The sequence below is a fragment of the Pseudomonas sp. HN2 genome, assembly GCF_020736465.1.
GTDB lineage: Bacteria > Pseudomonadota > Gammaproteobacteria > Pseudomonadales > Pseudomonadaceae > Aquipseudomonas > Aquipseudomonas moraviensis_A.
The window spans coordinates 256,359-280,313 of record NZ_CP085885.1 but is presented as its reverse complement, the minus strand read 5'-3'; the positions used below and the strand labels follow the sequence as shown (position 1 = coordinate 280,313).

The 23,955-nt window shown below is 60.7% G+C and carries 20 protein-coding genes; 15 read left to right on the top strand and 5 right to left on the bottom strand.

What is annotated here, in order from left to right:
- Positions 1 to 103 precede the first annotated feature (103 nt).
- The 4 genes from tauA to tauD all read left to right on the top strand — a co-directional run bounded on the left by tauA (position 104) and on the right by tauD (position 3,706).
- Positions 104 to 1,081, top strand: a complete 978-nt coding sequence (gene tauA, locus LIS66_RS01210) for a taurine ABC transporter substrate-binding protein (RefSeq protein ID WP_227973446.1) — start codon at positions 104 to 106, stop codon at positions 1,079 to 1,081.
- A gap of 16 nt (positions 1,082 to 1,097) precedes the next feature.
- On the top strand, positions 1,098 to 1,892 hold the full coding sequence (gene tauB / locus LIS66_RS01205; protein ID WP_042608577.1) for a taurine ABC transporter ATP-binding subunit: 795 nt from the start codon (positions 1,098 to 1,100) through the stop codon (positions 1,890 to 1,892).
- Positions 1,889 to 2,722, top strand: coding sequence for a taurine ABC transporter permease TauC (gene tauC / locus LIS66_RS01200; protein ID WP_042608576.1), 834 nt, complete (start codon positions 1,889 to 1,891; stop codon positions 2,720 to 2,722). The genes tauB and tauC overlap by 4 nt, the downstream gene beginning before the upstream one ends.
- Positions 2,723 to 2,863: 141 nt before the next feature.
- Complete coding sequence (gene tauD / locus LIS66_RS01195; RefSeq protein WP_227973445.1) at positions 2,864 to 3,706, top strand: taurine dioxygenase; 843 nt, start codon at positions 2,864 to 2,866, stop codon at positions 3,704 to 3,706.
- A gap of 198 nt (positions 3,707 to 3,904) precedes the next feature.
- On the opposite strand, the gene mgrA is transcribed toward tauD, so the two are convergent.
- From mgrA to LIS66_RS01180, 3 genes are all read right to left on the bottom strand, one after another.
- Complete coding sequence (mgrA, locus tag LIS66_RS01190; RefSeq protein WP_064361597.1) at positions 3,905 to 4,942, bottom strand: L-glyceraldehyde 3-phosphate reductase; 1,038 nt, start codon at positions 4,940 to 4,942, stop codon at positions 3,905 to 3,907.
- Between the two features lie 72 nt (positions 4,943 to 5,014).
- Positions 5,015 to 6,334: an LLM class flavin-dependent oxidoreductase gene (locus tag LIS66_RS01185; protein WP_227973444.1), complete on the bottom strand. Its 1,320-nt coding sequence runs from the start codon at positions 6,332 to 6,334 to the stop codon at positions 5,015 to 5,017.
- Position 6,335: 1 nt separating this feature from the next.
- Positions 6,336 to 8,561: a TonB-dependent receptor gene (locus LIS66_RS01180; protein ID WP_227973443.1), complete on the bottom strand. Its 2,226-nt coding sequence runs from the start codon at positions 8,559 to 8,561 to the stop codon at positions 6,336 to 6,338.
- A 202-nt stretch (positions 8,562 to 8,763) separates the two neighbouring features.
- On the opposite strand from LIS66_RS01180, the gene LIS66_RS01175 reads away from it, so the two are divergent.
- On the top strand, positions 8,764 to 9,801 hold the full coding sequence (locus tag LIS66_RS01175; protein WP_227973442.1) for a LacI family DNA-binding transcriptional regulator: 1,038 nt from the start codon (positions 8,764 to 8,766) through the stop codon (positions 9,799 to 9,801).
- Between the two features lie 189 nt (positions 9,802 to 9,990).
- Entirely contained in the window at positions 9,991 to 10,251 is a 261-nt protein-coding gene (locus LIS66_RS01170; RefSeq protein WP_042608731.1) for a hypothetical protein, read from the top strand.
- A gap of 24 nt (positions 10,252 to 10,275) precedes the next feature.
- On the opposite strand, the gene betT is transcribed toward LIS66_RS01170, so the two are convergent.
- Together betT and epsC are read right to left on the bottom strand one after the other, a co-directional pair.
- Positions 10,276 to 12,237, bottom strand: a complete 1,962-nt coding sequence (gene betT / locus LIS66_RS01165; protein WP_160768576.1) for a choline transporter BetT — start codon at positions 12,235 to 12,237, stop codon at positions 10,276 to 10,278.
- Positions 12,238 to 13,102: 865 nt separating this feature from the next.
- Positions 13,103 to 14,029 carry a serine O-acetyltransferase EpsC gene (epsC, locus tag LIS66_RS01160; protein ID WP_227973441.1) on the bottom strand — a complete coding sequence of 309 codons (927 nt, stop codon included), beginning with the start codon at positions 14,027 to 14,029 and terminating at the stop codon, positions 13,103 to 13,105.
- A gap of 191 nt (positions 14,030 to 14,220) precedes the next feature.
- On the opposite strand from epsC, the gene LIS66_RS01155 reads away from it, so the two are divergent.
- The 9 genes from LIS66_RS01155 to LIS66_RS01115 all read left to right on the top strand — a co-directional run bounded on the left by LIS66_RS01155 (position 14,221) and on the right by LIS66_RS01115 (position 23,955).
- Positions 14,221 to 15,213 (top strand): D-cysteine desulfhydrase, encoded by a 993-nt coding sequence (locus LIS66_RS01155; RefSeq protein WP_227973440.1) that lies wholly within the window; start codon positions 14,221 to 14,223, stop codon positions 15,211 to 15,213.
- A 283-nt stretch (positions 15,214 to 15,496) separates the two neighbouring features.
- The gene (tcyJ, locus tag LIS66_RS01150) at positions 15,497 to 16,297 is read left to right on the top strand and encodes a cystine ABC transporter substrate-binding protein (RefSeq protein WP_064361601.1); all 801 of its coding nucleotides are present in this window, start codon (positions 15,497 to 15,499) and stop codon (positions 16,295 to 16,297) included.
- Complete coding sequence (gene tcyL, locus LIS66_RS01145) at positions 16,297 to 16,962, top strand: cystine ABC transporter permease (protein WP_042608566.1); 666 nt, start codon at positions 16,297 to 16,299, stop codon at positions 16,960 to 16,962. Before tcyJ ends, tcyL begins: the two co-directional genes overlap by 1 nt.
- A gap of 4 nt (positions 16,963 to 16,966) precedes the next feature.
- The gene (gene tcyN / locus LIS66_RS01140; RefSeq protein ID WP_042608565.1) at positions 16,967 to 17,716 is read left to right on the top strand and encodes an L-cystine ABC transporter ATP-binding protein TcyN; all 750 of its coding nucleotides are present in this window, start codon (positions 16,967 to 16,969) and stop codon (positions 17,714 to 17,716) included.
- 461 nt (positions 17,717 to 18,177) lie between these two features.
- A complete protein-coding gene (locus LIS66_RS01135; protein WP_227973439.1) occupies positions 18,178 to 18,942 on the top strand; it encodes a hypothetical protein in 765 nt (254 codons plus the stop codon).
- Positions 18,943 to 19,205: 263 nt separating this feature from the next.
- The gene (locus tag LIS66_RS01130) at positions 19,206 to 20,447 is read left to right on the top strand and encodes an SfnB family sulfur acquisition oxidoreductase (protein WP_227973438.1); all 1,242 of its coding nucleotides are present in this window, start codon (positions 19,206 to 19,208) and stop codon (positions 20,445 to 20,447) included.
- Positions 20,448 to 20,473: 26 nt separating this feature from the next.
- Positions 20,474 to 21,667, top strand: coding sequence for an SfnB family sulfur acquisition oxidoreductase (locus tag LIS66_RS01125; protein ID WP_227973437.1), 1,194 nt, complete (start codon positions 20,474 to 20,476; stop codon positions 21,665 to 21,667).
- Positions 21,667 to 23,025, top strand: coding sequence for an LLM class flavin-dependent oxidoreductase (locus LIS66_RS01120; RefSeq protein WP_227973436.1), 1,359 nt, complete (start codon positions 21,667 to 21,669; stop codon positions 23,023 to 23,025). The genes LIS66_RS01125 and LIS66_RS01120 overlap by 1 nt, the downstream gene beginning before the upstream one ends.
- Positions 23,026 to 23,145: 120 nt before the next feature.
- The gene (locus tag LIS66_RS01115) at positions 23,146 to 23,955 is read left to right on the top strand and encodes a MetQ/NlpA family ABC transporter substrate-binding protein (protein ID WP_227973435.1); all 810 of its coding nucleotides are present in this window, start codon (positions 23,146 to 23,148) and stop codon (positions 23,953 to 23,955) included.

Here is a 23,955-nt window from a genome sequence, read left to right as displayed (position 1 = left end):
TTCCGCTCATAAGCTCATTCGAAAAAGTTATTTATTTCTCGATTCTTAGATCATTTAGTCTCCGTTCACGCCGACATTCGGTCGCCTGATCTGGAGCTCCCAATTGAAACTGAATTTCCCGCTTCGCCTGCTCGCCGTGGCCTCTCTGGCTGCTGCAAGCTTCCTGGCCCAGGCGGCCGGTCTCACCGTTGCCTACCAGACCACCGTCGATCCGGCGAAAGTCGCTCAGGCCGACGGGGCCTACGAGAAAGCCACCAAGGCCGACATCAGTTGGCGCAAGTTCGATAACGGCGCCGACATCATCGCCGCCATCGCGTCCGGGGATGTGCAGATCGGCTACCTCGGTTCGAGCCCGTTGACCGCCGCGATCACCCGCAAAGTGCCGGTGGAAACCTTCCTGATTGCCACGCAGATCGGCGCCGCTGAAGCGCTGGTCGCGCGCGACGGCTCCGGCATCAAAACGCCGCAGGATCTGATCGGCAAGAAAATCGCCGTGCCGTTCGTGTCCACCGGGCATTACAGCCTGCTCGCCGCGCTCAAGCACTGGAACATCGATCCGTCGAAAGTCACCGTGCTCAACCTCGCGCCGCCGGCGATTATCGCCGCGTGGAAACGCGGCGACATCGACGCCACTTACGTTTGGGATCCGGCACTGGGCGTGGCCAAGGAAAACGGCAAAGTGCTGATCACCTCCGGCGAGCTGGCCAAGTTCGGCGCGCCGACATTCGATGCGTGGATCGTGCGCAAGGACTTCGCCGAGAAGCATCCGGACATCGTCACCGCGTTTGCCAAGGTCACCCTCGACGCCTACGCCGACTACCGCAAGGATCCGAAAGCGTGGCTGGCGAATCAGTCCAACGTCGACAAATTGGTGAAACTGTCCGGCGCCAAGGCCAGCGACATTCCGTTGCTGCTGCAGGGCAACGTCTACCCGCTGGCGGCGGATCAGGTCAGTGACCTCGGCGCGCCGACCACCAAAGCCATCACCGACACCGCCGCGTTCCTCAAGGAGCAGGGCAAGGTCGAAGCCGTCCTGCCGGATTACGCGCCGTACGTCAGCGCCAAATACATCACCAACTGAACCGGAGATTACAGCGATGGCCTTGCTACAGCTGGAGCGCATCAGCGCACAGTACCCGGGCAGCCCGGAGCCGGTGCTGGCGGATATTTCTCTGACCCTGGGGCCGCAGCAATTGCTGGTCGCCCTTGGCCCGTCCGGCAGTGGCAAGACTTCACTGTTGAACCTGATTGCCGGTTTCGTCGAACCAAGTGCCGGGCGCATCACCCTTGACGGCGTGCCGGTCAAAGGCCCGAGCGCCGAGCGCGGCGTGGTGTTCCAGGACGACGCCTTGCTGCCCTGGCAGGACGTGCTCGCCAACGTTGCCTTCGGCCTCGAACTGGCCGGTGTCGGCAGGGACAAACGCGAGCAGCGCGCTCGGGAAATGCTCGCACTGGTCGATCTCGCCGGTTTCGAGGACCGGCGCATCTGGCAATTGTCCGGGGGCCAGAAACAACGCGTCGGCCTCGCCCGCGCCCTCGCCGCCGATCCACGCGTGCTGCTGATGGACGAACCCTTCGGCGCGCTTGATGCATTTACTCGCGAGCAGATGCAGGAGCTGTTGCTGCAAGTCTGGCAGCGCACCGCCAAACCGGTTTTCCTGATTACCCACGACATTGAAGAAGCGGTGTTCCTCGCCACGGACCTGATTCTGCTGGCACCCAATCCAGGGCAGATCGTTGAGCGTCTGCAGCTGGATTTCGGTCAGCGCTACGCCGCTGGCGAGTCGGCTCGCGCGATCAAATCCGATCCGCGTTTTATCGAAACCCGCGAACACGTGTTGAGCAAAGTCTTCTCGCAACGCAGCGCCGTACCCCGGCAGGAGCGCGCATGAGCAGTTACGACGTTTCCGCTGCGGCGGTGAAAACCCCTTCGGTGAGCATTCCGGTACGCCGTAGCCTCAGCACGCGCTGGATCAGCCTGCTGACCCTGTTCGGCCTGTTGGCGATCTGGTGGGCGGTGACTGCTACCGGCCTGATCGAACCGCTGTTCCTGCCGCCACCTTCTGCCGTGTTGCAAAAGGGCTGGCTGCTGGCGACTTCCGGATACATGGATTCGACGTTGTGGCAGCACTTGGGCGCCAGCCTGAGCCGCATTGGTCTGGGCCTGGGTTTTGCCATCCTGACCGCCGTGCCGGTGGGCATTGCCATCGGCGCCAACCGCATCGCCCGTGGCGTGCTCGATCCGCTGATCGAGTTCTATCGCCCTATCCCGCCGCTGGCCTATCTGCCGCTGATCGTGATCTGGTGCGGCATCGGCGAGTTGTCGAAAGTGCTGCTGATCTACCTGGCGATTTTTGCGCCGATTGCCATTGCCACAGCGACGGGGGTGCGCACGGTTGATCCGGCAAAACTGCGTGCGGCGCAGTCGTTGGGCGCGACGCGCGCGCAGCTGATTCGCCATGTGATTCTGCCCAGCGCCTTGCCGGACATTCTCACTGGCGTGCGCATTGGCCTGGGGGTTGGCTGGTCGACCCTGGTCGCCGCTGAGCTGATCGCGGCCACCAGTGGCCTGGGTTTCATGGTGCAATCGGCCGCGCAATTTCTGGTCACCGATGTGGTGGTGCTGGGGATTCTGGTCATCGCCCTGATCGCCTTCGCCATGGAGATGGGCCTGCGCGCCTTGCAGCGCAAACTGGTGCCGTGGCACGGCCAGGCGCACTGACAATTTTCAAATCAACCCCCTGTGTAGGAGCTGCCGAAGGCTGCGATCTTTTGATCTTGTTTTTAAAAAGATCAAGATCAAAAGATCGCAGCCTTCGGCAGCTCCTACATAGGGTGATGACCGCAATTGAAGAGAAAGACCATGAGCAGCCTGAACATCACCCCATTAAGCTCGGCCCTCGGCGCGCAGATCAGCGGCGTCGACATCAGCCAGCCGCTGAGCCTGGAACACCGCGACGCCATCGAACAGGCGTTGCTCAAATATCAGGTGCTGTTCTTCCGTAACCAGCCGATCGAGCCGGCGCAGCAGGCACGTTTCGCGCATTATTTCGGCGACCTGCACATTCATCCGATCTACCCGAACGTGCCGGAGCAACCGGAAGTACTGATCCTCGATACCGCCGTCACCGACGTGCGCGACAACGCGATCTGGCACACCGACGTGACCTTCCTGCCGACGCCGGCGATGGGCGCCGTGCTCAGCGCCAAGTTGCTGCCGGAGTTTGGTGGCGACACCTTGTGGGCGAGCGGTATCGCCGCGTATGAAGCGTTGTCGGCACCGATGAAAAACCTGCTCGAAGGGCTGACGGCGACTCACGATTTCACCCGCTCGTTTCCACTGGAGCGCTACGGCAATACCCCAGAGGCGCTGGCGCAGTGGGAAGAGGCGCGGCGCAAGAATCCACCGCTGTCGCACCCGGTGATTCGCACGCACCCGGTGAGCGGACGGCGCTCGCTGTTCGTCAGTGAAGGGTTTACCTCGAAGATCAACGAACTCTCGGAAACCGAGAGCGAGGCGATCCTGAAGTTTCTGTTTGCCCACGCCACCCGGCCGGAATTCACCATTCGCTGGCGCTGGCAGCAAGACGACATCGCCTTCTGGGACAACCGCGTGACCCAGCATTACGCGGTGGATGATTATCGGCCGGCGCGACGGGTGATGCAGCGGGCGACGGTGTTGGGGGATGTGCCGTTTTTTCGCTGAGCCCTGAACAGCAAAAGCCCCTCACCCTAACCCTCTCCCGGAGGGAGAGGGGACTGATTGGGGGATGCTTTAGAGGTACGCCGACCTGATATTGCTTTGCTGAATCCATAATCGACTCGGTATTTCAGGTCGATGTATGGCGCAAGACAACTCGGTCGGCTCCCTCTCCCTCCGGGAGAGGGCTGGGGTGAGGGTCGCTTATTCTGCCGTCGAAGGCTTCTCCCAAAGATTGATCCCGCCCTCCTGGGCAAACCGATCGATCTCCGCCAGCTCTTCAGCGCTGAAATTCAGATTCTTCAGCGCACCGACGTTCTCGATAATCTGCTCCGGCCGGCTCGCGCCGATCAGCGCCGAGGTGACCCGTGGGTCGCGCAGCGTCCACGCCAGCGCCAGTTGCGCCAGGCTCTGGCCGCGACGCTGGGCGATCTCGTTCAACGCCCGCACATGGGCAATGTTGGCCTCGGACAAATGCGACGCCTGCAACGAACCGCCGCCGGGACGATTGACCCGTGCATCGGCCGGCACGCCGTTGAGGTATTTGTCGGTAAGCAGGCCTTGCGCCAAAGGCGTGAAGGCGATGACGCCCGTGCCGAGCTCATCGGTGGTATCGAGCAGATCCTTTTCCACCCAGCGATTGAGCAGGTTGTACGCCGGTTGATGAATCAGCAGCGGCACTTTCCACTCTTTCAGCAACGCGGCCATTTCGCGGGTTTTCACTCCCGAATAGGACGAGATACCGATGTACAGCGCCTTGCCCTGTTGCACGGCGGTGGCGAGGGCGCTGGCGGTTTCTTCCAGCGGGGTATCCGGGTCGAAGCGGTGCGAGTAGAAGATATCCACGTAGTCGAGACCGAGGCGTTGCAGACTCTGGTCGAGGCTCGCCAGCACGTATTTGCGCGAGCCGCCGCCCTGACCGTAAGGGCCGGGCCACATGTCCCAGCCCGCCTTGCTGGAGATGATCAGTTCGTCACGGTAATGCTTGAAGTCTTCGCGCAGCAGGCGCCCGAAATTGATCTCGGCGCTGCCGTACGGCGGGCCGTAGTTGTTGGCCAGATCGAAATGGTTGATGCCCAGATCGAACGCGGTGCGCAGCAAGGCGCGCTGGGTGTCGATCGGTGTGCTGTCGCCAAAGTTGTGCCACAGGCCCAGCGACAGTGCCGGCAGCACCAGACCGCTGCGGCCGACGCGGCGGTAGGGGATGGAGTCATAGCGGTTTTCGGCAGCGGTGTAGGTCATCGAATCCTCTCTTGTCTGTCTTGAAATGGGTGTCGATTGCTCGTGTGGGAGCGAGCCTGCTCGCGAAGGCTGTTACGCAAATCTATTGCCGGGTCGAGTCAGGCCCAGATTCTGCCGCAACGTGCGGCCTTCATATTCAGTTCTGAACAAGCCACGCCTTTGCAGTTCCGGCACCACGCCTTTGGCGAAATCTTCGAGCCCGCCCGGCAGGTGCGGTACCAGCACGTTGAAGCCGTCCGCCGCGCCTTGCTCGAACCACTCCTGCAGGCGATCGGCAATCTGTGCCGGCGTACCGACCAGGCTGTAATGCCCGCGCCCGCCGGCGATCCTGCGACCGAGTCCGGCAAGGGTCAGGTTCTCCCGACCCGCCAGTTCGGTCAGCAGTTTCTGTCGACTCTGCTGACCGCTGTCAGTCAGCGGCAACTCTGGCAATGGCCCGTCCAGCGGGTACTTCGATAAATCGAAGTTGCCCAGCATACGCCCAAGCAGCGCGACGCCCACCTCGGGTTCGACCAATTGCTGAAACGTTTCACATTTCTCCTGCGCTTCGGCCTCACTGGCACCGACCACCACAAAAACCCCAGGCATGATTTTCAGCGAATCGGCACTGCGTCCGAACCTGGGCAAGCGTCCCTTGATATCGGCGTAAAACGCCTGAGCGGCGGCCAGCGAAGTCTGTGCGGTGAATACCACTTCAGCGGTTTGCGCGGCCAGCTCACGCCCGGTTTCGGAAGATCCGGCCTGGACAATTACCGGCTGCCCCTGTGGCGAGCGCGCGACATTCAGCGGGCCTTTGACCCGGAAATGCTCACCCACATGATCGAGCACATGCAGCTTCTGCGGGTCGTAATAGGCGCCGCTGGCCTTGTCGCGGTGGAAGGCATCGTCCTCCCAACTGTCCCAGAGCCCGGTGACCACTTGATGAAATTCGCGGGCGCGGCTGTAGCGTTCGGCATGGCCGATGTGTGCGTCGCGGCCGAAATTCAGCGCCTCGGCGGCGTTGTCCGAAGTCACCAGATTCCATCCGGCACGTCCGCCCGACAAATGATCGAGCGAGGCGAACTTGCGCGCCACGTGGTACGGCTCGTTGTAACTGGTGGTGGCCGTCGCGATCAGGCCGATGTGCTCGGTCACCGCGCTCAGTGCCGAGAGCAACGTCAGCGGCTCGAAGTGATCGGAGCGCGCCATGCGGCTGGCGATGTCCTGGGTCGGTGCGGCGACGCTGTCGGCGACGAACAGTGCATCGAACTTCGCCGCTTCGGCGGTTTGCGCCAGACGTTTGTAATGGGCGAAATCCAGCCCCGCATCCGCCGGCACATCCGGGTGCCGCCACGCTGCCACGTGGTGCCCGGTGGCCATGAGAAACGCACCGAGTTTCATCTGTCGGCTCATCTCAGAAATCCTTGCGCAGTTGCACGCCAAAGTAGCGTTCGTCATCCCGCGGCACAGCGCGATAGATGTAGCTGCCGCCACTGGCCAGCAACGGCGAATAGGACTTGTCAGCGAGGTTCTTGCCGAGCAGGGCGACGCGCCAGCCATTGCTGTAATCGGCCAGGGCGAGACTGGCGTTCCACAGCCCATAGGCGCCCTGTTTGGTATCGGGGTTCTGGCTGATGTCGTACTGCACTTCGCTCTGCCAGCTGTAATCGGTGCCCAATTCAATATCGAGGCCATTGTCCAGGGGGATTGTGTAGTCGGCGCGCACGTAGCTTTTCCAGTCCGGGCTGAACGGCAGTGGTTTGCCGTTGACGTTGCACGACGCCGCCGCCCCGGCCGGGCAGGCGAATTCGTCGATGCGTGCGCGGGTGTAGGCCAAGGCGCCGGAGAACTTCAGTTGCTGGCTGGCTTGCAGGGTGTAATCGAGTTCGACGCCTTCGCTGGTGACGCTGCCGGCGTTGATCAGACGCGTCACCACCTGCCCGGCGACGGTGTCGAAAAAGTTCGCCTGATAGTTGTCGTACTCGCTGTGGAAGATCGCCAGGTTGGTGGTCAGGCGATTGTTCCAGGAGGTAGCTTTGATCCCCGCCTCCCAGGTGTTTGAAGTCTCCGGTTTCAGTGCTTCGGTATCGCGCGGTTGCATGTTGAAGAACACGTTGTAGGCCGGGCCCTTGTAACCGCGCGAATAGGTCAGGTAAGTGGTGACGGTATCGCTCAGGTCGTACTGCAAGCCGAGGCGACCGGACCAGCCGTCTTCGTCCACCGAGCCTGAACTGCTTGTCGCGGGTTGAATGCCGCTGACCGTGGTGGCCGAGGTTGAAACGCGTCGGTGATCGTATTCGAGATCATCGTGGGTATAGCGCAGGCCGGCGATGCCACGAAAGTCCGAAGTGAAGTTCAGCGTGCTCTCGCCAAACACCGCGTAGCTGTCGCTGGTGGTGCTGTAATCGGCGACACCACGGTCGGTGCGAGTGGGGGTGGTCAGGGTGCGCCGGTAGGTCTCGTCGTCCTTGCCGTGCATGTAGAACAGGCCGCCGACGTACTCGAGAAACTCGCCTTTCGGTGAGGCCAGACGCAACTCTTGCGAGTATTGGTCGAAGGCCAGATCACCCTTGTCTGCGGTGCCGGGAAACGCGGCGGTGACGGTGCCGAGGCGATCGCCATCCTGATACTGGGTGTTGTCCCAGCCACGCCACGCCGTGATCGACGTCAGCGTGTAATCACCCAGTTGCCAGTCAAGCTGGCCGGACAGGCCTTTGTTGATGTCTTCGATGTGAGAGCGGGTATCGGTGTTGATATCGCGGTTGTGGCTGGTGGCATTCACCGGTCTCAGCGCGTTGGCGAAGGCCGGCGTCAGCGCTTGACTGACAACGCCATTGGGCGCGTCGTCGTGGGACTGCATGTAGTCAGCGACCAGGGTAAAGGTGATGTCGTCGTTCGGGGTGAATTCGAGTTTGCCGCGCACGCCGCGATGGTTGTAGCCGTTCACTTCATGGCCGTTGTGCTGATTGTCGACGTTGCCGTCGTATGTGCCGAACAAGGTGCTGATCGAGCCCTTCAGCGTGTCCGGAATGAGGCTGCCGCCGAGGCCGAAACGGGTGCGGCTTTCGTTGCCGCTGTAGTACGACTGATCGATGTAGCCGTGGGTTTCGGCGGTCGGTGCTTTGCTGGTGATGTTGAGTACACCGGCCGAGGCATTTTTGCCGAACAGCGTGCCTTGCGGGCCGCGCAGCACTTCGACGCGCTCAAGATCGAGCAGATCCAGCGTGGCCTGACCGGGCCGCGCATACACCACGCCATCGATCACCGTCGCCACGGTCGGCTCGACCCCGGGCGAGGTGGAAATCGTGCCGACGCCGCGCACGAATAACGAGGTGTCCTTGTTCGAGGCGCCGGTGCGGAAGTTCAACGAAGGCACTTGCTGAACGATGCTCGCCACGCCGTTGCGGTTGTCGCGTTCGAGCTGTTCACCGTCGAGCACCGAAACTGCCACCGGTACTTTCTGCAGCGACTCTTCCCGGCGAGTCGCGGTCACCGTGACGGATTTCAGCGTCGGTTCCTGATCGCTGCTGTCAGCGGCAAGCGCGGTGGGCAGCGGCAGCGCCGCCAGCCCGGTGAAAATCCAGCCCGCCGCGCGAATCGACTGCGTCAGTGTGTGTGTTGCCCCAGGAAAATTGCGCATAGGTATCCGCTCGAAAAATGGCCCTGAACCGCTGCCGTTCTGCGACGACAGCGCCTGAATCTGTCTTGGGCATTCGCTCGAGCGAGTAGCAGACAACGCGCTTTGTTAGCGCTAACATCGCCAGTATTGGCACCTCGGCATAGAGCGTCCAATACTGAAAAATTACTTTTATATGCGATTTGGTTTTTACAAGGATCGTGCCTTGAGCAACGAGAAAACGCGCAAACGCCGAGGCGCCGGCCGAGTCACGCTGAATGCCGTGGCGCGTGCGGCCGGGGTGTCGGCGATTACCGTCTCGCGGTATTTCAATCAGCCTGAACAGGTTTCGCCTGAGCGTCGCGAGCGCATTGCGGTAGTGGTCGCCGAGTTGGGCTACGTGCCGAATCTGGTGGCGGGCGGCCTGGCCTCGGCGCGCGGGAAAATTGTCGGCATGGTCATTCCGAACATCTCCGGGCCGATCTTTGCCAACACGATCCAGGGCTTCAGCGACACCCTCAGTCGACACGGTTATCAGCTGTTGCTGGCATCGAGTTATTTCGATATCGAGCAGGAAGAAAATGCCGTGCGCGCGTTTCTCGGCTGGTCGCCGGCAGCGCTGGTGCTGACCAGCCACTTCCACAGCACAGGCACCGAGAAGATGCTCGCCGAGGCGGATATCCCGGTCATCGAAACCTGGGATTACCAGCCGGAACGCGGGCCGATGCAGATCGGCTTTTCGCATTTCGAAGTGGGCGTGACGGCGGCAAGGCATCTGCTGGAAAAAGGCTACCAACGCATCGCCTTCGTGCAAAACAGCGCGCCGGGGGACTTCAGTGCCTTGGAGCGCCGCGATGGTTATGCCGCCACTCTGCGAGGCGCAGGGAGGGAGCCATGGCTCTTCGCCCCGGACGCCGAGCGCGCACCGTTCGAGGCCGGCAAGCAAGCGATGGAAGCCTTGATGAACGCCTCACCACGCCCCGACGCGATTATCTTCGCCAACGACAACCTCGCCGCCGGCGGCCTGCTCGCCGGGCAACGCGCCGGTTTGAAAATTCCCGAAGACTGCGCCGTTCTCGGCTTCGGTGATTACCCGTTCGCCGAGATGCTGTTGCCCAGCCTGAGCACGATCAAACCACCGGCACTGGAGATCGGTGTACTCGCCGCGACACGCGTGCTGGAAAGCCTTGGCGTGTTGCCGAGCGACGAAGTGCAGCGGCTGAATCTGCTGCAGTGCCAAGTGATCGAGCGCGAAAGCATCTGATGAATATGGCGGGGGCTGGATTGGCTATGCTCTGAAGGACACAGAGGTGGCCCTTTCGCGAGCAGGCTCGCTCCCACAGGGATTTCCTGTGTACATGAAATTTATGTCCAGCCGAGATCCAATGTGGGAGCGAGCCTGCTCGCGAAGGGGCCCTTCCCGGCACTGCACCTCCATCAGGCAGAACGCACCATGCACACCACCATCATCATTGTCTTCGGCCTGGTCCTGCTCGCGCTGATGCTTTACATCGGCGAGCACATCGGCTTCAGCCGCCACACGCTGGCCTACGCTTTCGCAGCGCTGTGGCTGGCGTTGACGCTGATCAACGGGGCGGTCGGCGTGGTGCATGCGGGGCAGCCGTTGGGCACGGAGATTGCGATTGGCAGTGCGGTGTTCGGCGTGCCGGTGGCGGCGATGGTGTTGTTCATGGTGCTGAGCGCCGAGGCGTGAAACGTCCCGGCGCTCAGGGGCCATTCAACGCACCAGATGCAGGAACTGCATGTGCCGTTCGTACTGGTCGAGGATGTCGTTAATGATCTGCTCTTTGGTGTAGCCGACCAGATCGTAGTCCTGACTGCCTTCGCTCAGGTGCACTTCGGCGCGGTAGTAGCGGCGATTGTTGAGTTGCTTGGAGCCCATGCCGCCACGCGCGAACGATGGCGTGAAGTAGCCGCGCATCTGCACCTGATAGATGAACGGATGCTGTTCGCCATGGCCGATCTCCAGGCTGACGTTGTCATGCGCCGGATCCGGCTGAGTGACAACGTGCAGGCCTTTTTCGACAAACACGGCGGTCACTTCCTCGATCGCCGGACGTACCGTGCTTTCCATGAAGCGGTACACCTCGTCGCGGGACGGGAAGTGCACGGCCTGACTCAGGCGCTGTCGCCAGCCGCCGGTGCCGCGCCGCGAACCGGAGACCGGCGCCAGCGAATGCAGCTGCGCGATCTGCTTCTGCGATTCCAGATAGAACGCCTTGTGCAGACCCCACATCATCAGCAGCAGGATCAGCGAGAACGGCAACGAAGTCAGCACCACCGCTGACTTCAGCGCATCGATGCTGCCGGAGAACAGCAGCGCACTGGTGATCAGCGCGGTCATCGCGCCCCAGAACACCCGCAGCCATTTCGGCCCGTCTTCATCCGGGTTGCCGCCCTTGGCCGACAGCGTCGAGAGCACCACGGTGCCGGAGTCCGCCGAGGTGACGAAGAACACGAAGCTGATGAACACCGTCACGGCGATAACGGTTTTGCTCCACGGGTAGGTTTCCAGCAGCAGATAAATGCTCATCGACGGATTGTCGATGGCGGACATGCCCAGCGCGCTCATGCCGTGATTAAGCACTTGGTCCAAGGCGCTGTTGCCGAAGATCGACATCCACGCCAGGGTGAAACCGAGCGGGATCAGCAGCACGCCGAAGACGAATTCACGGATGGTCCGGCCACGGGAAATCCGCGCGATGAACAGGCCCACGAACGGCGACCATGCAATCCACCAGGCCCAGTAGAACACTGTCCAGCCACCCAGCCAGTCGCTCGGTTTGTCGTAGGCGTAGAGGTCGAAACTTTTCATCGGCAACGCGCCGAGGTAGTCGCCGACGTTCTGGATCAAGGTATTGAGCAAGTGCTGCGTCGGTCCGGCGAACAGCACGAACAGCAGCAGTCCGCAGGCGAGCAGCATGTTGATGTCGGACATCACCCGCACGCCTTTGTCGACGCCGGAGACCGCAACGATGATCGCCGCGCCCATCATCAACGTGATCAGCCCGACCTGAATCCACTGGGTGTGGGCGATGCCGAACAGGTAGTCCAGACCGGAATTGAGATGCAGCACACCGAAGCCCATGTCCGCACCGAGGCCGAACACCGTGGCGATGATGCCGAAGCCGTCCACCGCGTAGCCGATCGGGCCGTTGATGCGTTTGCCGATCAGCGGGTAGAGCGCCGAACGCAGGGCGAGCGGCAGGTTGTGGCGATACGCGAAATAGGCCAGCGCCATGCCGACAAAGGCGAACACGCCCCAGCCATGCAGGCCCCAGTGCAGGAACAGAATCTGCATCGCCTGGCGCGCCGCATCGGCGGTACCGGCCTCGCCTTGCGGCGGCTGGAGCATGTGCGTCAGCGGTTCGGAGACGCAGAAGAAGAACAGGGTGATGCTGATCCCGGCGGCGAACAGCATGCCGGCCCAGGACAGGTAACTGAATTCGGGCTCGTCGTGGTCGGCACCGAGTTTTATCTTGCCGTAGCCGGATAAGGCGGTGACCACCACGAAGACCAGATACAGAGTCATCGCGAGCATGTAGTACCAGCCGACCGTGTTGGCCGCCCAGTTTTGCGCTTCCAGCAACCAGGCGCCGGCCTGTTCAGGTATGGCGATGACGACAAGGCCAAACAGCAGAATCACCGTCGCGGCGAAGTAGAACACCGGCGGATTCATGCGCACCAGACCGCTGGCGGGGGTAGACGATGCACTCATGAAACGTGCACCTCGATGGGTTGAAACGTGGCTGAAATGATCGGACTCAGCAAAGGCAAGCCTCCTGTTGTGAGCGGGCAGCGAACCACCGGTTTAACTTGAATGAACGTTCAAGTTAAACATGAATGGGGTGGTAAGGACTAATCGCCGGGCTGGGCGGTAGGTTTCCTACAGCGCCCGAGGAGGTGTATGACGCGGGTTTTGTGAGATTCGTTCACTGCGCCAAGCAAGAATCAAAAGCCCCTCACCCTAACCCTCTCCCAGAGGGAGAGGGGACGGATTGGGGGATGTTCAGAATGTGCGCCAACCTGAGGAAAACGTGCCGAATCCATAATCGACCCGGCATTTCAGGTCGGTGTATGACGCAAGATTACCTCGGTCACCCCCTCTCCCTCAGGGAGAGGGGACTGATTGGGGGATGTTCAGAATGTGTGCCAACCTGAGGAAACCGTGCCGAATCCATACTCGACCCGGTATTTCAGGTCGGTGTATGACGCAAGTTACCTCGGTCACCCCCTCTCCCTCAGGGAGAGGGGGCTGATTGGGGGATGTTCAGAATGTGCGCCAACCTGAGGAAACCGTGCCGAAGCCATAATCAACCCGGTATTTCAGGTCGGTGTATGACGCAAGATTACCTCGGTCACCCCCTCTCCCTCAGGGAGAGGGGACTGATTGGGGGACGTTCAGAATGTGCGCCAACCTGAGGAAACCGTGCCGAATCCATAATCGACCCGGTATTTCAGGTCGATGGATGACGCAAAACACCTCGGTCGGCCCCCTCTCCCTCCGGGAGAGGGCTGGGGTGAGGGGAAAAGGATTCCACGGCCTACTTCTGCGTCCCGTCATCATGCTGCAGATTCGCCTGGGTCAGATTCGCCCCCGCCGGTACGCTGCGTGTCAGCCACACGTTGCCGCCGATGGTCGATCCCTTGCCGATAGTGATTCGCCCGAGAATCGTCGCCCCGGCGTAAATCACCACATCGTCTTCCACGATCGGGTGGCGCGGATGGCCCTTCTGCAACTGGCCGTCCTCATCCGCGGGGAAGCGCTTGGCACCCAGGGTCACCGCCTGATAAATGCGCACTCGCTCGCCGATGATCGCGGTTTCGCCAATCACCACACCGGTGCCGTGATCAATGAAGAAACTGCGACCGATCTGCGCGCCCGGGTGAATGTCGATGCCCGTCGCCGAGTGGGCAATTTCCGCGCTGATCCGCGCCAGCAGCGGCAGCCCGGCACGATACAGGTGGTGCGCCAGACGATGGTGAATCACCGCGAGAATGCCCGGATAGCACAGCAGCACTTCATCAACGCTGCGTGCCGCCGGATCGCCGTGGTACGCCGCCAGCACGTCGGTGTCGAGCAGCGTGCGCAGACCCGGCAAGGCCAAGGCAAAATCCTGCACGATCCGAATGGCCCGGCCCTCGACTTCACTGTCGCCCTGGGCGCTGTGACGGGCGACGTAACGCAACTCCAGGCGTGTCTGCGCCAGCAAGGCATTCAGTGCTACATCAAGGGTGTGACCAACGTAGAAATCTTCACTTTCCTCACGCAGGTCCACCGGACCCAGACGCATCGGAAACAACGCGCCGCACAGCGCCTCGAGGATTTCCGCCATCGCCGCCCGCGACGGCAACTCGCGCCCACCCTGCTCTCCGGATGCCCGGCCATTCTGTGCACGCCACTGATCCCGCGCGCTGCGCAGCTGGCTGACGATGGTCTGCAATTGCCAATGGCTGGAACGCTCGCTCACGGTGAAGTCTCCTCACGGGGCAGCCGGACTGTCTGGCCGCGTCAACGGCGCCTACTTTACGGCATGCCTTTGCTGACGAATTAAGAACCGATAGTGCTGGCTTAAGTCCTTTTGGCTATAAGCGATTCACGGTTGCCCGGGCAAAAGCGCGTGCCTATAGTCCATTCATTCTTCTGCGCCAGTACGGACCCATGATCAAACCACAGCTGCAACGCTTTCCCCGTCTTGAACTGCTGAGCCATCCCACACCCTTGGAAAAACTCGAACGCCTGTCGAGCTGGCTTGGCCGCGAGGTGTACATCAAGCGTGATGACCTGACGCCGCTGGCGATGGGCGGCAACAAACTGCGCAAACTTGAATACCTCGGCGCCGATGCGCTGGCACAAGGCGCCGACACGCTGATTACCGCAGGCGCGCTGCAATCGAACCATGTGCGCCAGACCGCCGCACTGGCGGCGAAACTCGGCCTGGGCTGTGTGGCGCTGCTGGAGAACCCGCTGGGCACTGACGACAGTAACTACACCGGCAACGGCAACCGCTTGCTGCTCGAGCTATTCGATACCAGGGTCGAGCTGGTCGACAACCTCGACAATGCCGACGAACAACTGGCCGCCCTCGCCGCGCGCCTGCGCAGCAACGGCAAGAAGCCGTATCTGGTACCGATTGGCGGGTCCAATGCGCTCGGTGCCCTGGGTTACGTGCGTGCCGGACTGGAACTGGCTGAGCAGATCAGGGACAGCGGCATTGATTTCGCCGCAGTGGTGCTGGCCTCCGGCAGTGCCGGAACTCACAGTGGTCTCGGACTGGCGCTGAGTGAGGCGCTGCCGCAATTGCCAGTGATTGGTGTAACAGTTTCGCGCAGTGAAGAAGATCAGCGGCCGAAGGTCCAGGGTCTGGCTGAACGCACGGCGGAGCTGCTGGGCATCGAGTTGCCGACCAGCTTCAAGGTCGAGCTGTGGGACGAGTATTTCGGCCCGCGTTACGGCGAACCCAATGCCGGGACTTTGGCGGCGGTGAAACTGTTGGCCGCTCAGGAGGGTCTGTTGCTTGACCCCGTGTACACCGGCAAGGCCATGGCCGGCCTGTTAGACGGGATCGGCCGGCAGCGCTTCGATGACGGCCCGATCATCTTCCTGCACACCGGTGGCGCGCCGGCGTTGTTTGCCTACAAGGATTTTCTGTAAGAGCAGATCAAAAGATCGCAGCCTGCGGCAGCTCCTGCATGGGATCACCCGCAGGAGCTGCCGCAGACTGCGATCTTTTAAAAAGGCATGGATATTCCTTAAATGAATAACAGTTTCCATATTAAGTATTTTCAAGTCTAAAACAGACATCTTATAGTCTCGCCGCAGGCGAATTTCGGGCGAGACGCTTAAGCTGCTTTAAGGCAGGATAGCGCTGTCGTCCAAATCACCCATTTGCCTACATTCCTTAAGCGTCTTCCATAAGAAAACACAGGGGCTTGTCATGAATTTTTCCGCACTACGTCGCACTCTGCTGGTCGGTTCGCTGGGTCTGGCGCTGGGCGCCGGCCTGATCGGTCAGGCAGTGGCCGGTGAGCAGTTGCAACAGATCAAGGACAAAGGCGTTCTCAGCGTCGGCCTGGAAGGTACTTATCCGCCGTTCAGCTTCGTTGACGAGAACGGCAAGCTGTCCGGTTTCGAAGTCGAGCTCTCCGAAGCGCTGGCGCAAAAACTCGGGGTCAAGGCCAAGATCCAGCCGACCAAATGGGACGGCATCCTCGCTGCACTGGAATCAAAGCGTCTGGATCTGGTAGTCAATCAGGTAACCATCTCCGACGAGCGCAAGAAGAAGTATGACTTCTCCGAACCCTACACTGTCTCCGGCATTCAGGCCCTCGTGCTGAAAAGCAAAGAGTCGGCGCTGAATATCAAGACCGCCGCTGACCTGTCCGGCAAGAAAGTCGGTGTCGGCCTGGGCACCAACTACGAGCAGTGGGTTCGCGCCAACGTGCCGGGTGCTGACGTGCGCACCTACGACGATGATCCGACCAAGTTCGCCGACCTCAACAACGGTCGTACCGATGCCATCCTGATCGACCGTCTGGCTGCACTCGAATACGCCAAGAAAGCCCCGAAAACCGTGGCTGCCGGTGAGGCCTTCTCCCGTCAGGAATCCGGTATCGCCCTGCGCAAAGGCGAGCCTGAACTGCTGGCTGCGGTGAACAAGGCGCTGGACGAACTGCGTGCCGACGGCACCCTTGAGAAACTGTCGAAGAAATACTTCAACGCAGACGTCACTAAATAATGGAAGAGGCTTTCCAACTCGCGCTGGATTCCGCGCCCTTCCTGTTGAAGGGCGCGTACTACACGGTAGTTCTCAGCCTCGGCGGGATGTTCTTCGGTCTGCTGCTGGGCTTCGGCCTGGCACTGATGCGCCTGTCGCGCTTCAAATCGGTCAGTTGGCTGGCCCGCATCTACGTGTCGTTCTTCCGCGGTACGCCGTTGCTGGTCCAGCTGTTTGTGATCTATTACGGCCTGCCGCAACTGGGCATGGAGCTTGATCCGCTGCCGGCGGCACTGATCGGCTTTTCGCTGAACATGGCCGCCTACGCCTGTGAAATCCTGCGTGCCGCGATCGGTTCGATCGAACGCGGTCAGTGGGAAGCTGCTGCGAGTATCGGCATGACCCGCGCGCAGACCTTGCGGCGGGCCATCCTGCCGCAAGCGATGCGCACGGCATTGCCGCCGCTGGGCAACAGCTTCATTTCGCTGGTCAAGGACACGGCGCTGGCCGCCACCATCCAGGTGCCGGAACTGTTCCGTCAGGCGCAGCTGATTACCGCCCGGACCTTCGAAGTCTTCACCATGTATCTTGCCGCTGCGCTGATCTACTGGATTCTGGCCACAGTGCTTTCGCACTTCCAGAACAAGTTGGAAGAGCGGGTCAATCGGCATGACCAGGAGTCCTGACCCGATGATTGTCGTGGAAAAACTGACCAAGCAATTCAAGGGTCAGGTCGTGCTCAACGGCATCGACCTTGAGGTAAAGGAAGGCGAAGTCGTCGCGATCATCGGCCCCAGCGGCTCGGGGAAAACGACGTTCCTGCGCTGCCTGAATTTCCTCGAAGAACCCACCAGCGGCCGGATCAAGGTCGGCGATATCGAAATCGATACCGGCCGCCCGTTGAACCAGCAGCAGAGTCTGGTGCGTAACCTTCGTCAGCACGTCGGTTTCGTGTTCCAGAACTTCAACCTGTTCCCCCATCGCACTGCCTTGGAAAACGTCATCGAAGGCCCGATCGTGGTCAAGAAGATGCCGCGCGACCAGGCCGTTGCGCTGGGCAAGAAGCTGCTGACCAAGGTTGGGCTCGCCGGCAAAGAGGATGCTTATCCGCGTCGTCTCTCCGGTGGCCAACAGCAGCGCGTGGCGATCGCCCGGGCGCTGGCAATGGAGCCGGAGGTCATCCTCTTCGACGAACCGACCTCAGCGCTCGATCCGGAACTGGTTGGCGAGGTGCTGGCAACCATTCGAGGACTTGCGGAAGAAAACCGCACCATGGTGATTGTCACCCATGAAATGGGATTCGCCCGTGACGTGGCCAATCGTGTGGTGTTTTTCGACAAGGGCGTAATTGTTGAGCAAGGTGAAGCGAAAGCACTGTTTGCCAACCCGAAAGAAGAACGCACCCAACAGTTTCTCAGCAAGTTTCTGAATCACGCCTGAGAACTTTCTCTGCAATAGCTCTTAACTTCCACGGATGGAAGTTAGCTTTTCTCTCCCGCACTTGTACCTTTCAGATATTTATTAACAGCGCACGCAAGATACATTGCGCAATGCATGCATTCATCCTTTACTCATCGCATCCCTATACGTTTGCTCAAGCATAAACCCGCACAAAACGCAGCGGAATCGGCGTTTTTCTGTAGCTGCTTTCGCCGCTCCGCCGAGGTACAGTGCCTCAATGGCGTAGGAGATTTCTGATTAACTTGTAATTCACGGATTAACTAACCCCGTCTATTGACACCCCTCTCCGCAGACTTTTATCTAGTCGGCAACCGGCGCCACTTAGTTAAAAAAAACCAAATCAATACTGAGCAAAATACTTGTCACTTTATTGCCAGTTGATTCGCGCCTTTTGTTTTCCAGAAACGGATTTCGCTGCAAGACTTCAAGGAGAGAAACCGATGACCCGCACTTCGCACACCCCCGAACTTGCAGCGCCAACGCTGGCATGCGCACAGACAACCGGCGTCAACCTGGCGACAGCCGCTCACCTGCTGGTCAATGTGCCGCCCTACCCTGGCATGGACGATGGCGACCTGATCGAGCTGTTCTGGAACAAGTGTTATGTCGCTTCCAAAGTCCTCAGCGCGGCCGATGTCGGCGCGCCCGTCAGCCTGCGGGTGCCGGAGAGTTTCATCGGCAACGGTACCGCCCGCATTCACTACCGCGTGATGCAGGTCGGCCAAGGCCCCGCCCTGTCCTCAGCGACCCGGGTGCAGGTCAAACTTGATTGCCCCGGTGGCCAGCCCACCGGGCAGTGCGAAGACGAAAATCAGCAACTGGCACCGGTGATCATCCCGGAGGCGATTCGCCGTCAGGGCGTAAACCCCAACCAGATCAAACGCGGCGTGCCGCTGACCATCGAACCCTATCTGAACATGGCTGAAGACGACGCCATCACCCTGCGCTGGGGCGATGTGCGCATGGATCTGGCGCCGGTCACGGCGGCCGATGTCGGGCTGCCGATTCAGGTGTGGGTGCCACCGGCAGTCATCGTCGAAGCGGGCGAAGATCTGCGACTGGACGTGACCTATTGCATCCTCGACCGGGTCGGTAACAACTCGCGCTGGGCGCCGCCGCGCACATTGAAAATCGGCTGCGTGAATCCGTATGTGAAAGTCCCGTTGAACCCCGAATTCAAGGCCGCCGAATCGCGCACCAAGTGAGCGCCGCTCAGGATGGGAGGTACGTTACCTTTCACCTGAAAATCGGCAACCCACGCTGACATCCCCCCTTCTATGCATATTCCTAAAAGTTAGTTTATTTAATTTTTATACGCGCTTAGGGTATATGAACCGGACCACCGGACATTCTTTCAATCGTCGCACTTCGCGGCGTTTTTCATGAGATGTGAGGTAGGTATGGTCCGGAACACAATCACCCCAGTGCAGATCGCCAGGGCATTGCGTGCAGCCAGGGAGCGGCACTGATGTCCAGTCTTGCAGATGCAAACGTGCAGTCCGATCTGGACATCGCCCCGCTGTTGTTGCCCGCGCAAGTACTGCGCAACGACGCTCAAGCGATCAAGGCCGCCCATGACCTGGCGCAGGTTGCACGCGTGCAGGCGGCCAAACGCGACCGCCAGCGCAAGCTGCCGTGGTCGGAAATCGAACAGTTCACCCGCAGCGGTCTGGGCAGCATTGCCATCCCCCGTGAATACGGCGGCCCTCAGGTTTCCTTCGTCACGCTGGCCGAAGTATTCGCGATCATTTCCGCCGCCGACCCGGCGCTCGGGCAGATCCCGCAGAACCAGTTCGGCATCATCAATCTGGTGCTCGGCAGCGCCACCGAAGCGCAGAAAAAGCAGCTGTTCCAGAGTGTTCTGGAAGGCTGGCGCATCGGCAATGCCGGCCCGGAACGCGGCACAAAAAATACTCTGGAACTGAAAGCGCGCATCACCGCCGATGGCGATGACTACGTGATCAACGGCCAGAAGTTCTACTCCACCGGTGCCCTGTTTGCGCACTGGGTCGCGGTGAAAGCGCTAAACGATGACGGCAGGCAAGTGCTGGCTTTCGTCCGTCGCGGCACACCGGGTTTGCGTATCGTTGATGACTGGTCGGGCTTTGGCCAGCGCACCACCGCCAGCGGCACGATTTTGCTGAACAACGTGCGCGTCGAATCGAGCCTGGTCATCGACAACTGGAAGATCAATGAGAAGCCGAACACCCAAGGCGCAGTGTCGCAGCTGATTCAAGCGGCGATCGATGCCGGCATCGCCCGTGGCGCCATCGACGACGCCATCGAGTTCGTCAAAACCCGCGCACGGCCATGGATCGACGCCAAGGTCGAGCGCGCCAGCGATGACCTCTACGTGATCGCCGATATCGGCAAACTGAAAATCGAACTGCACGCTGCCGAAGCACTGCTGCGCAAGGCCGGCAAAGTACTCGATCAGGTCCACGCCGCACCGCTGACTGCCGAATCGGCCGCACGCGCGTCTATCGCCGTGGCCGAAGCGAAAGTGCTGACCACCGAAGTTGCGCTGGTGGCCAGCGAAAAGCTGTTCGAACTGGCGGGCAGTCGCGCGACCCTCGCCGAATTCAATCTCGACCGCCACTGGCGCAACGCACGCGTGCACACCCTGCACGACCCGGTGCGCTGGAAATATCACGCGGTCGGTGCTTATCGCCTCAACGGCACCTTGCCGGCTCGCCATTCCTGGATCTGAGACGACCAGACATCTGGAGGAAAAACATGACGCTTTCCCATCACGTCGCGGTCATCACCAGCGATGAGCAAGCCCTGATCGTCGCCAGCGACCTGGCCGAAGACTTCAAGCGCGACAGTGCCCTGCGCGACCGCGAACGCCGCCTGCCATTGGCGGAGCTCGAAGTGTTTTCCCGCTCCGGTTTGTGGGCCATCACCGTGCCGAAAGAATACGGCGGCGCTGGCGTATCCAACGTCACCCTGGCCACAGTCATCGCGCTGATCGCCCAGGCCGACGGCTCGCTGGGACAGATTCCGCAGAACCATTTCTACGCGCTGGAAGTGCTGCGCGTGAATGGCAGCGACGAACAGAAACAGCGCCTGTACGCGGAGGTACTCGCCGGGCAACGCTTCGGCAATGCCTTGGCAGAACTGGGCACCAAAACCGCTCACGACCGCATCACGCGCCTCACCCGCGACGGCGAGGGTTATCGCATCAACGGTCGCAAGTTCTACTCGACCGGGGCGATTTACGCGCAGCGCATCCCGACGTCGGTAGTCGATGAAAACGGTGTGCAGCAACTGGCCTTCGTCCCGCGTGAGAGCAAAGGCCTGACGGTGATCGACGACTGGAGCGGCTTCGGCCAGCGCACCACCGGCAGCGGTTCAGTGGTGTTCGAAGATGTGTATGTGGCGGTTGAAGACGTGCTGCCGTTCCAGAGCGCTTTCGAGCGCCCGACCACCGTCGGCCCGCTGGCGCAGATTCTTCACGCCGCCATCGACACTGGCATTGCCCGCGCAGCTTACGAAGATGCGCTGCATTTCGTGCGCAGCAAGACCCGTCCGTGGATCGATTCCGGCAACGACAAGGCCACCGAAGATCCGCTGACGCTGAAGAGCTTCGGCCACTTGAGCATTCGTCTGCACGCCACCGAAGCCTTGCTCGAGCGCGCCGGCGAATTCCTTGATGCCGCGCAAGCTGAAACCAATGCTGACACTGTCGCTGCCGCATCGATCGCGGTGGCTGAAGCACGCGCAATCAGCACGGAAATTTCCCTCGCCGCTGGCAGTACGCTGTTCGAACTCGCCGGCAGTCAGGCGACGCTGAGTGAGCACGGCCTCGACCGGCACTGGCGCAACGCTCGCGTGCACACCCTGCATGACCCAGTGCGCTGGAAATATCACGCGGTGGGCAACTACTACCTCAATGACGAAAAACCGCCATTGCGGGGGACCATCTGATGGCCGCCGCGAAAAAGAAGATCCTGCTCAATGCGTTCAACATGAACTGCATCGGCCATATCAATCATGGCCTGTGGACGCATCCGCGCGACACCTCGACCCGCTACAACACCATCGAGTACTGGACCGAACTGGCGCAGCTGTTGGAGCGCGGATTATTCGATGGCTTGTTCATCGCTGATATCGTCGGCGTCTACGACGTCTACCAGAACTCGGTGGACGTGACGCTGAAAGAGTCGATCCAGTTGCCGGTCAACGATCCGCTGCTATTGGTTTCGGCGATGGCCGCTGTCACCAAAAACCTCGGCTTCGGCCTGACCGCCAATCTCACTTACGAACCGCCGTATCTGTTCGCTCGACGCATGTCCACGCTCGATCATCTGAGTCGCGGCCGGGTCGGCTGGAACATCGTCACCGGTTACCTGGACAGCGCTGCCAAAGCCATGGGTCTGCGCGAACAGGTCGAACACGACCGTCGCTATGACCAGGCCGAAGAATATCTGCAGGTGTTGTACAAACTCTGGGAAGGCAGCTGGGAAAACGGCGCGGTGCTCAATGACCGGGAGCAGCGCATCTACGCCAACCCGGAAAAAGTGCACAAGGTCGAGCACAGGGGCGAGTTCTATCAGGTCGAGGGCTATCACCTCTGCGAACCTTCACCGCAGCGCACGCCAGTGCTGTTTCAGGCTGGCAGCTCCGATCGCGGATTGCTCTTCGCCGGGCGGCACGCCGAGTGCGTGTTCATCAGCGGTCAGAACAAACCGTCGACCAGGGTGCAGGTCGATAAAGTCCGCGCCAGCGCGGTCGAGGCCGGGCGCAATCCGCAAGACATCAAGGTGTTCATGGGCCTCAACGTCATTGTCGGTGCCACTGAAGAGGCGGCTTGGGCCAAGCATGCCGAGTACTTGAGTTACGCCAGTGCCGAGGCCGGCGTGGCGCACTTTTCCGCGTCCACCGGCATCGACTTTGCCCAATACGAAATCGACGAACCGATCCAGTACGTAAAGAGCAACGCGATTCAGTCGGCGACGAAAAATCTGCAGAACAACGACTGGACCCGACGCAAATTGCTCGAGCAACACGCCCTCGGAGGCCGCTACATCACCGTGGTCGGTTCGCCCGAGCAAGTGGCGGATGCGCTGGAATCGTGGATCGCCGAAACCGGGCTGGACGGTTTCAACCTGACCCGCATCGTCACCCCGGAAAGCTATGTCGATTTCATCGAACTGGTGATTCCCGAGTTGCAGCGGCGCGGCTCGTACAAGACCGCGTACGACGACGGCACCTTGCGCGAGAAGTTGTTTCACGGTGCGGCGCAGTTGCCTGAGCAACACACCGGCTCCGAGTATCGCCACTAAAAGCATCGCGAGCAGGCTCACTCCTACAGGGGAACGCATTCCAAATGTAGGAGTGAGCCTGCTCGCGATGAGGCCATAACAGACACCACACATCTTATGCACTGACTGGAAAAAACCACCATGTCCAAAAAAATCCTGTCCCACCCAGTCAAAGCACTGGCCCTGGCCTTCGGCCTGTTCAGCTCGGCGGTATTCGCTGGCGATGCGCCGCTGAAAGTCGGCACCACCGCCGCGTTTGCCATACCGCTGGAAGCCGCCGTCGAAGAGGCCTCCAGGCAAGGCCTGAAAGTCGAGCTGGTGGAATTCACCGACTGGATCGCGCCCAACGTCAGCCTCGCCGCTGGTGATATCGACGTGAATTACTTCCAGCACGTCCCGTTCCTGGAAAATGCCAAAGCCGCGTCCGGTTTCGACCTGGTGCCGTTCGCACCGGGGATCATCAACAACGTCGGCCTGTATTCGAAGAAATACAAAAGCTTCGATGAGCTGCCCGAAGGCGCCAGCGTCGCCATCGCCAACGATCCGATCAACAGCGGTCGCGGTTTGCAATTGCTCGCCAAGGCCGGGTTGATCACCTTGAAACCGGGCGTCGGCTACAAGGCCACCGAGGACGACATCGTCGCCAACCCGAAGAAGATCAAGATCCTTCAGGTCGAAGCCGTGCAACTGGTGCGCGCGTATGACGACGCCGATCTGGTCCAGGGTTACCCGGCCTATATCCGATTGGCGAAGACCTTCGATGCCGGCTCGGCGCTGCTGTTCGACGGTCTCGATCACAAGGAATACGTGATCCAGTTCGTCATCCAGCCGAAGAGCAAAACCGACCCGCGCCTGATCAAGTTCGTCGACATCTATCAGCATTCGCCAGCCGTTCGCGCGGCGCTGGATAAAGCCCACGGCAAGCTCTATCAGGCCGGTTGGGAAAGCTGA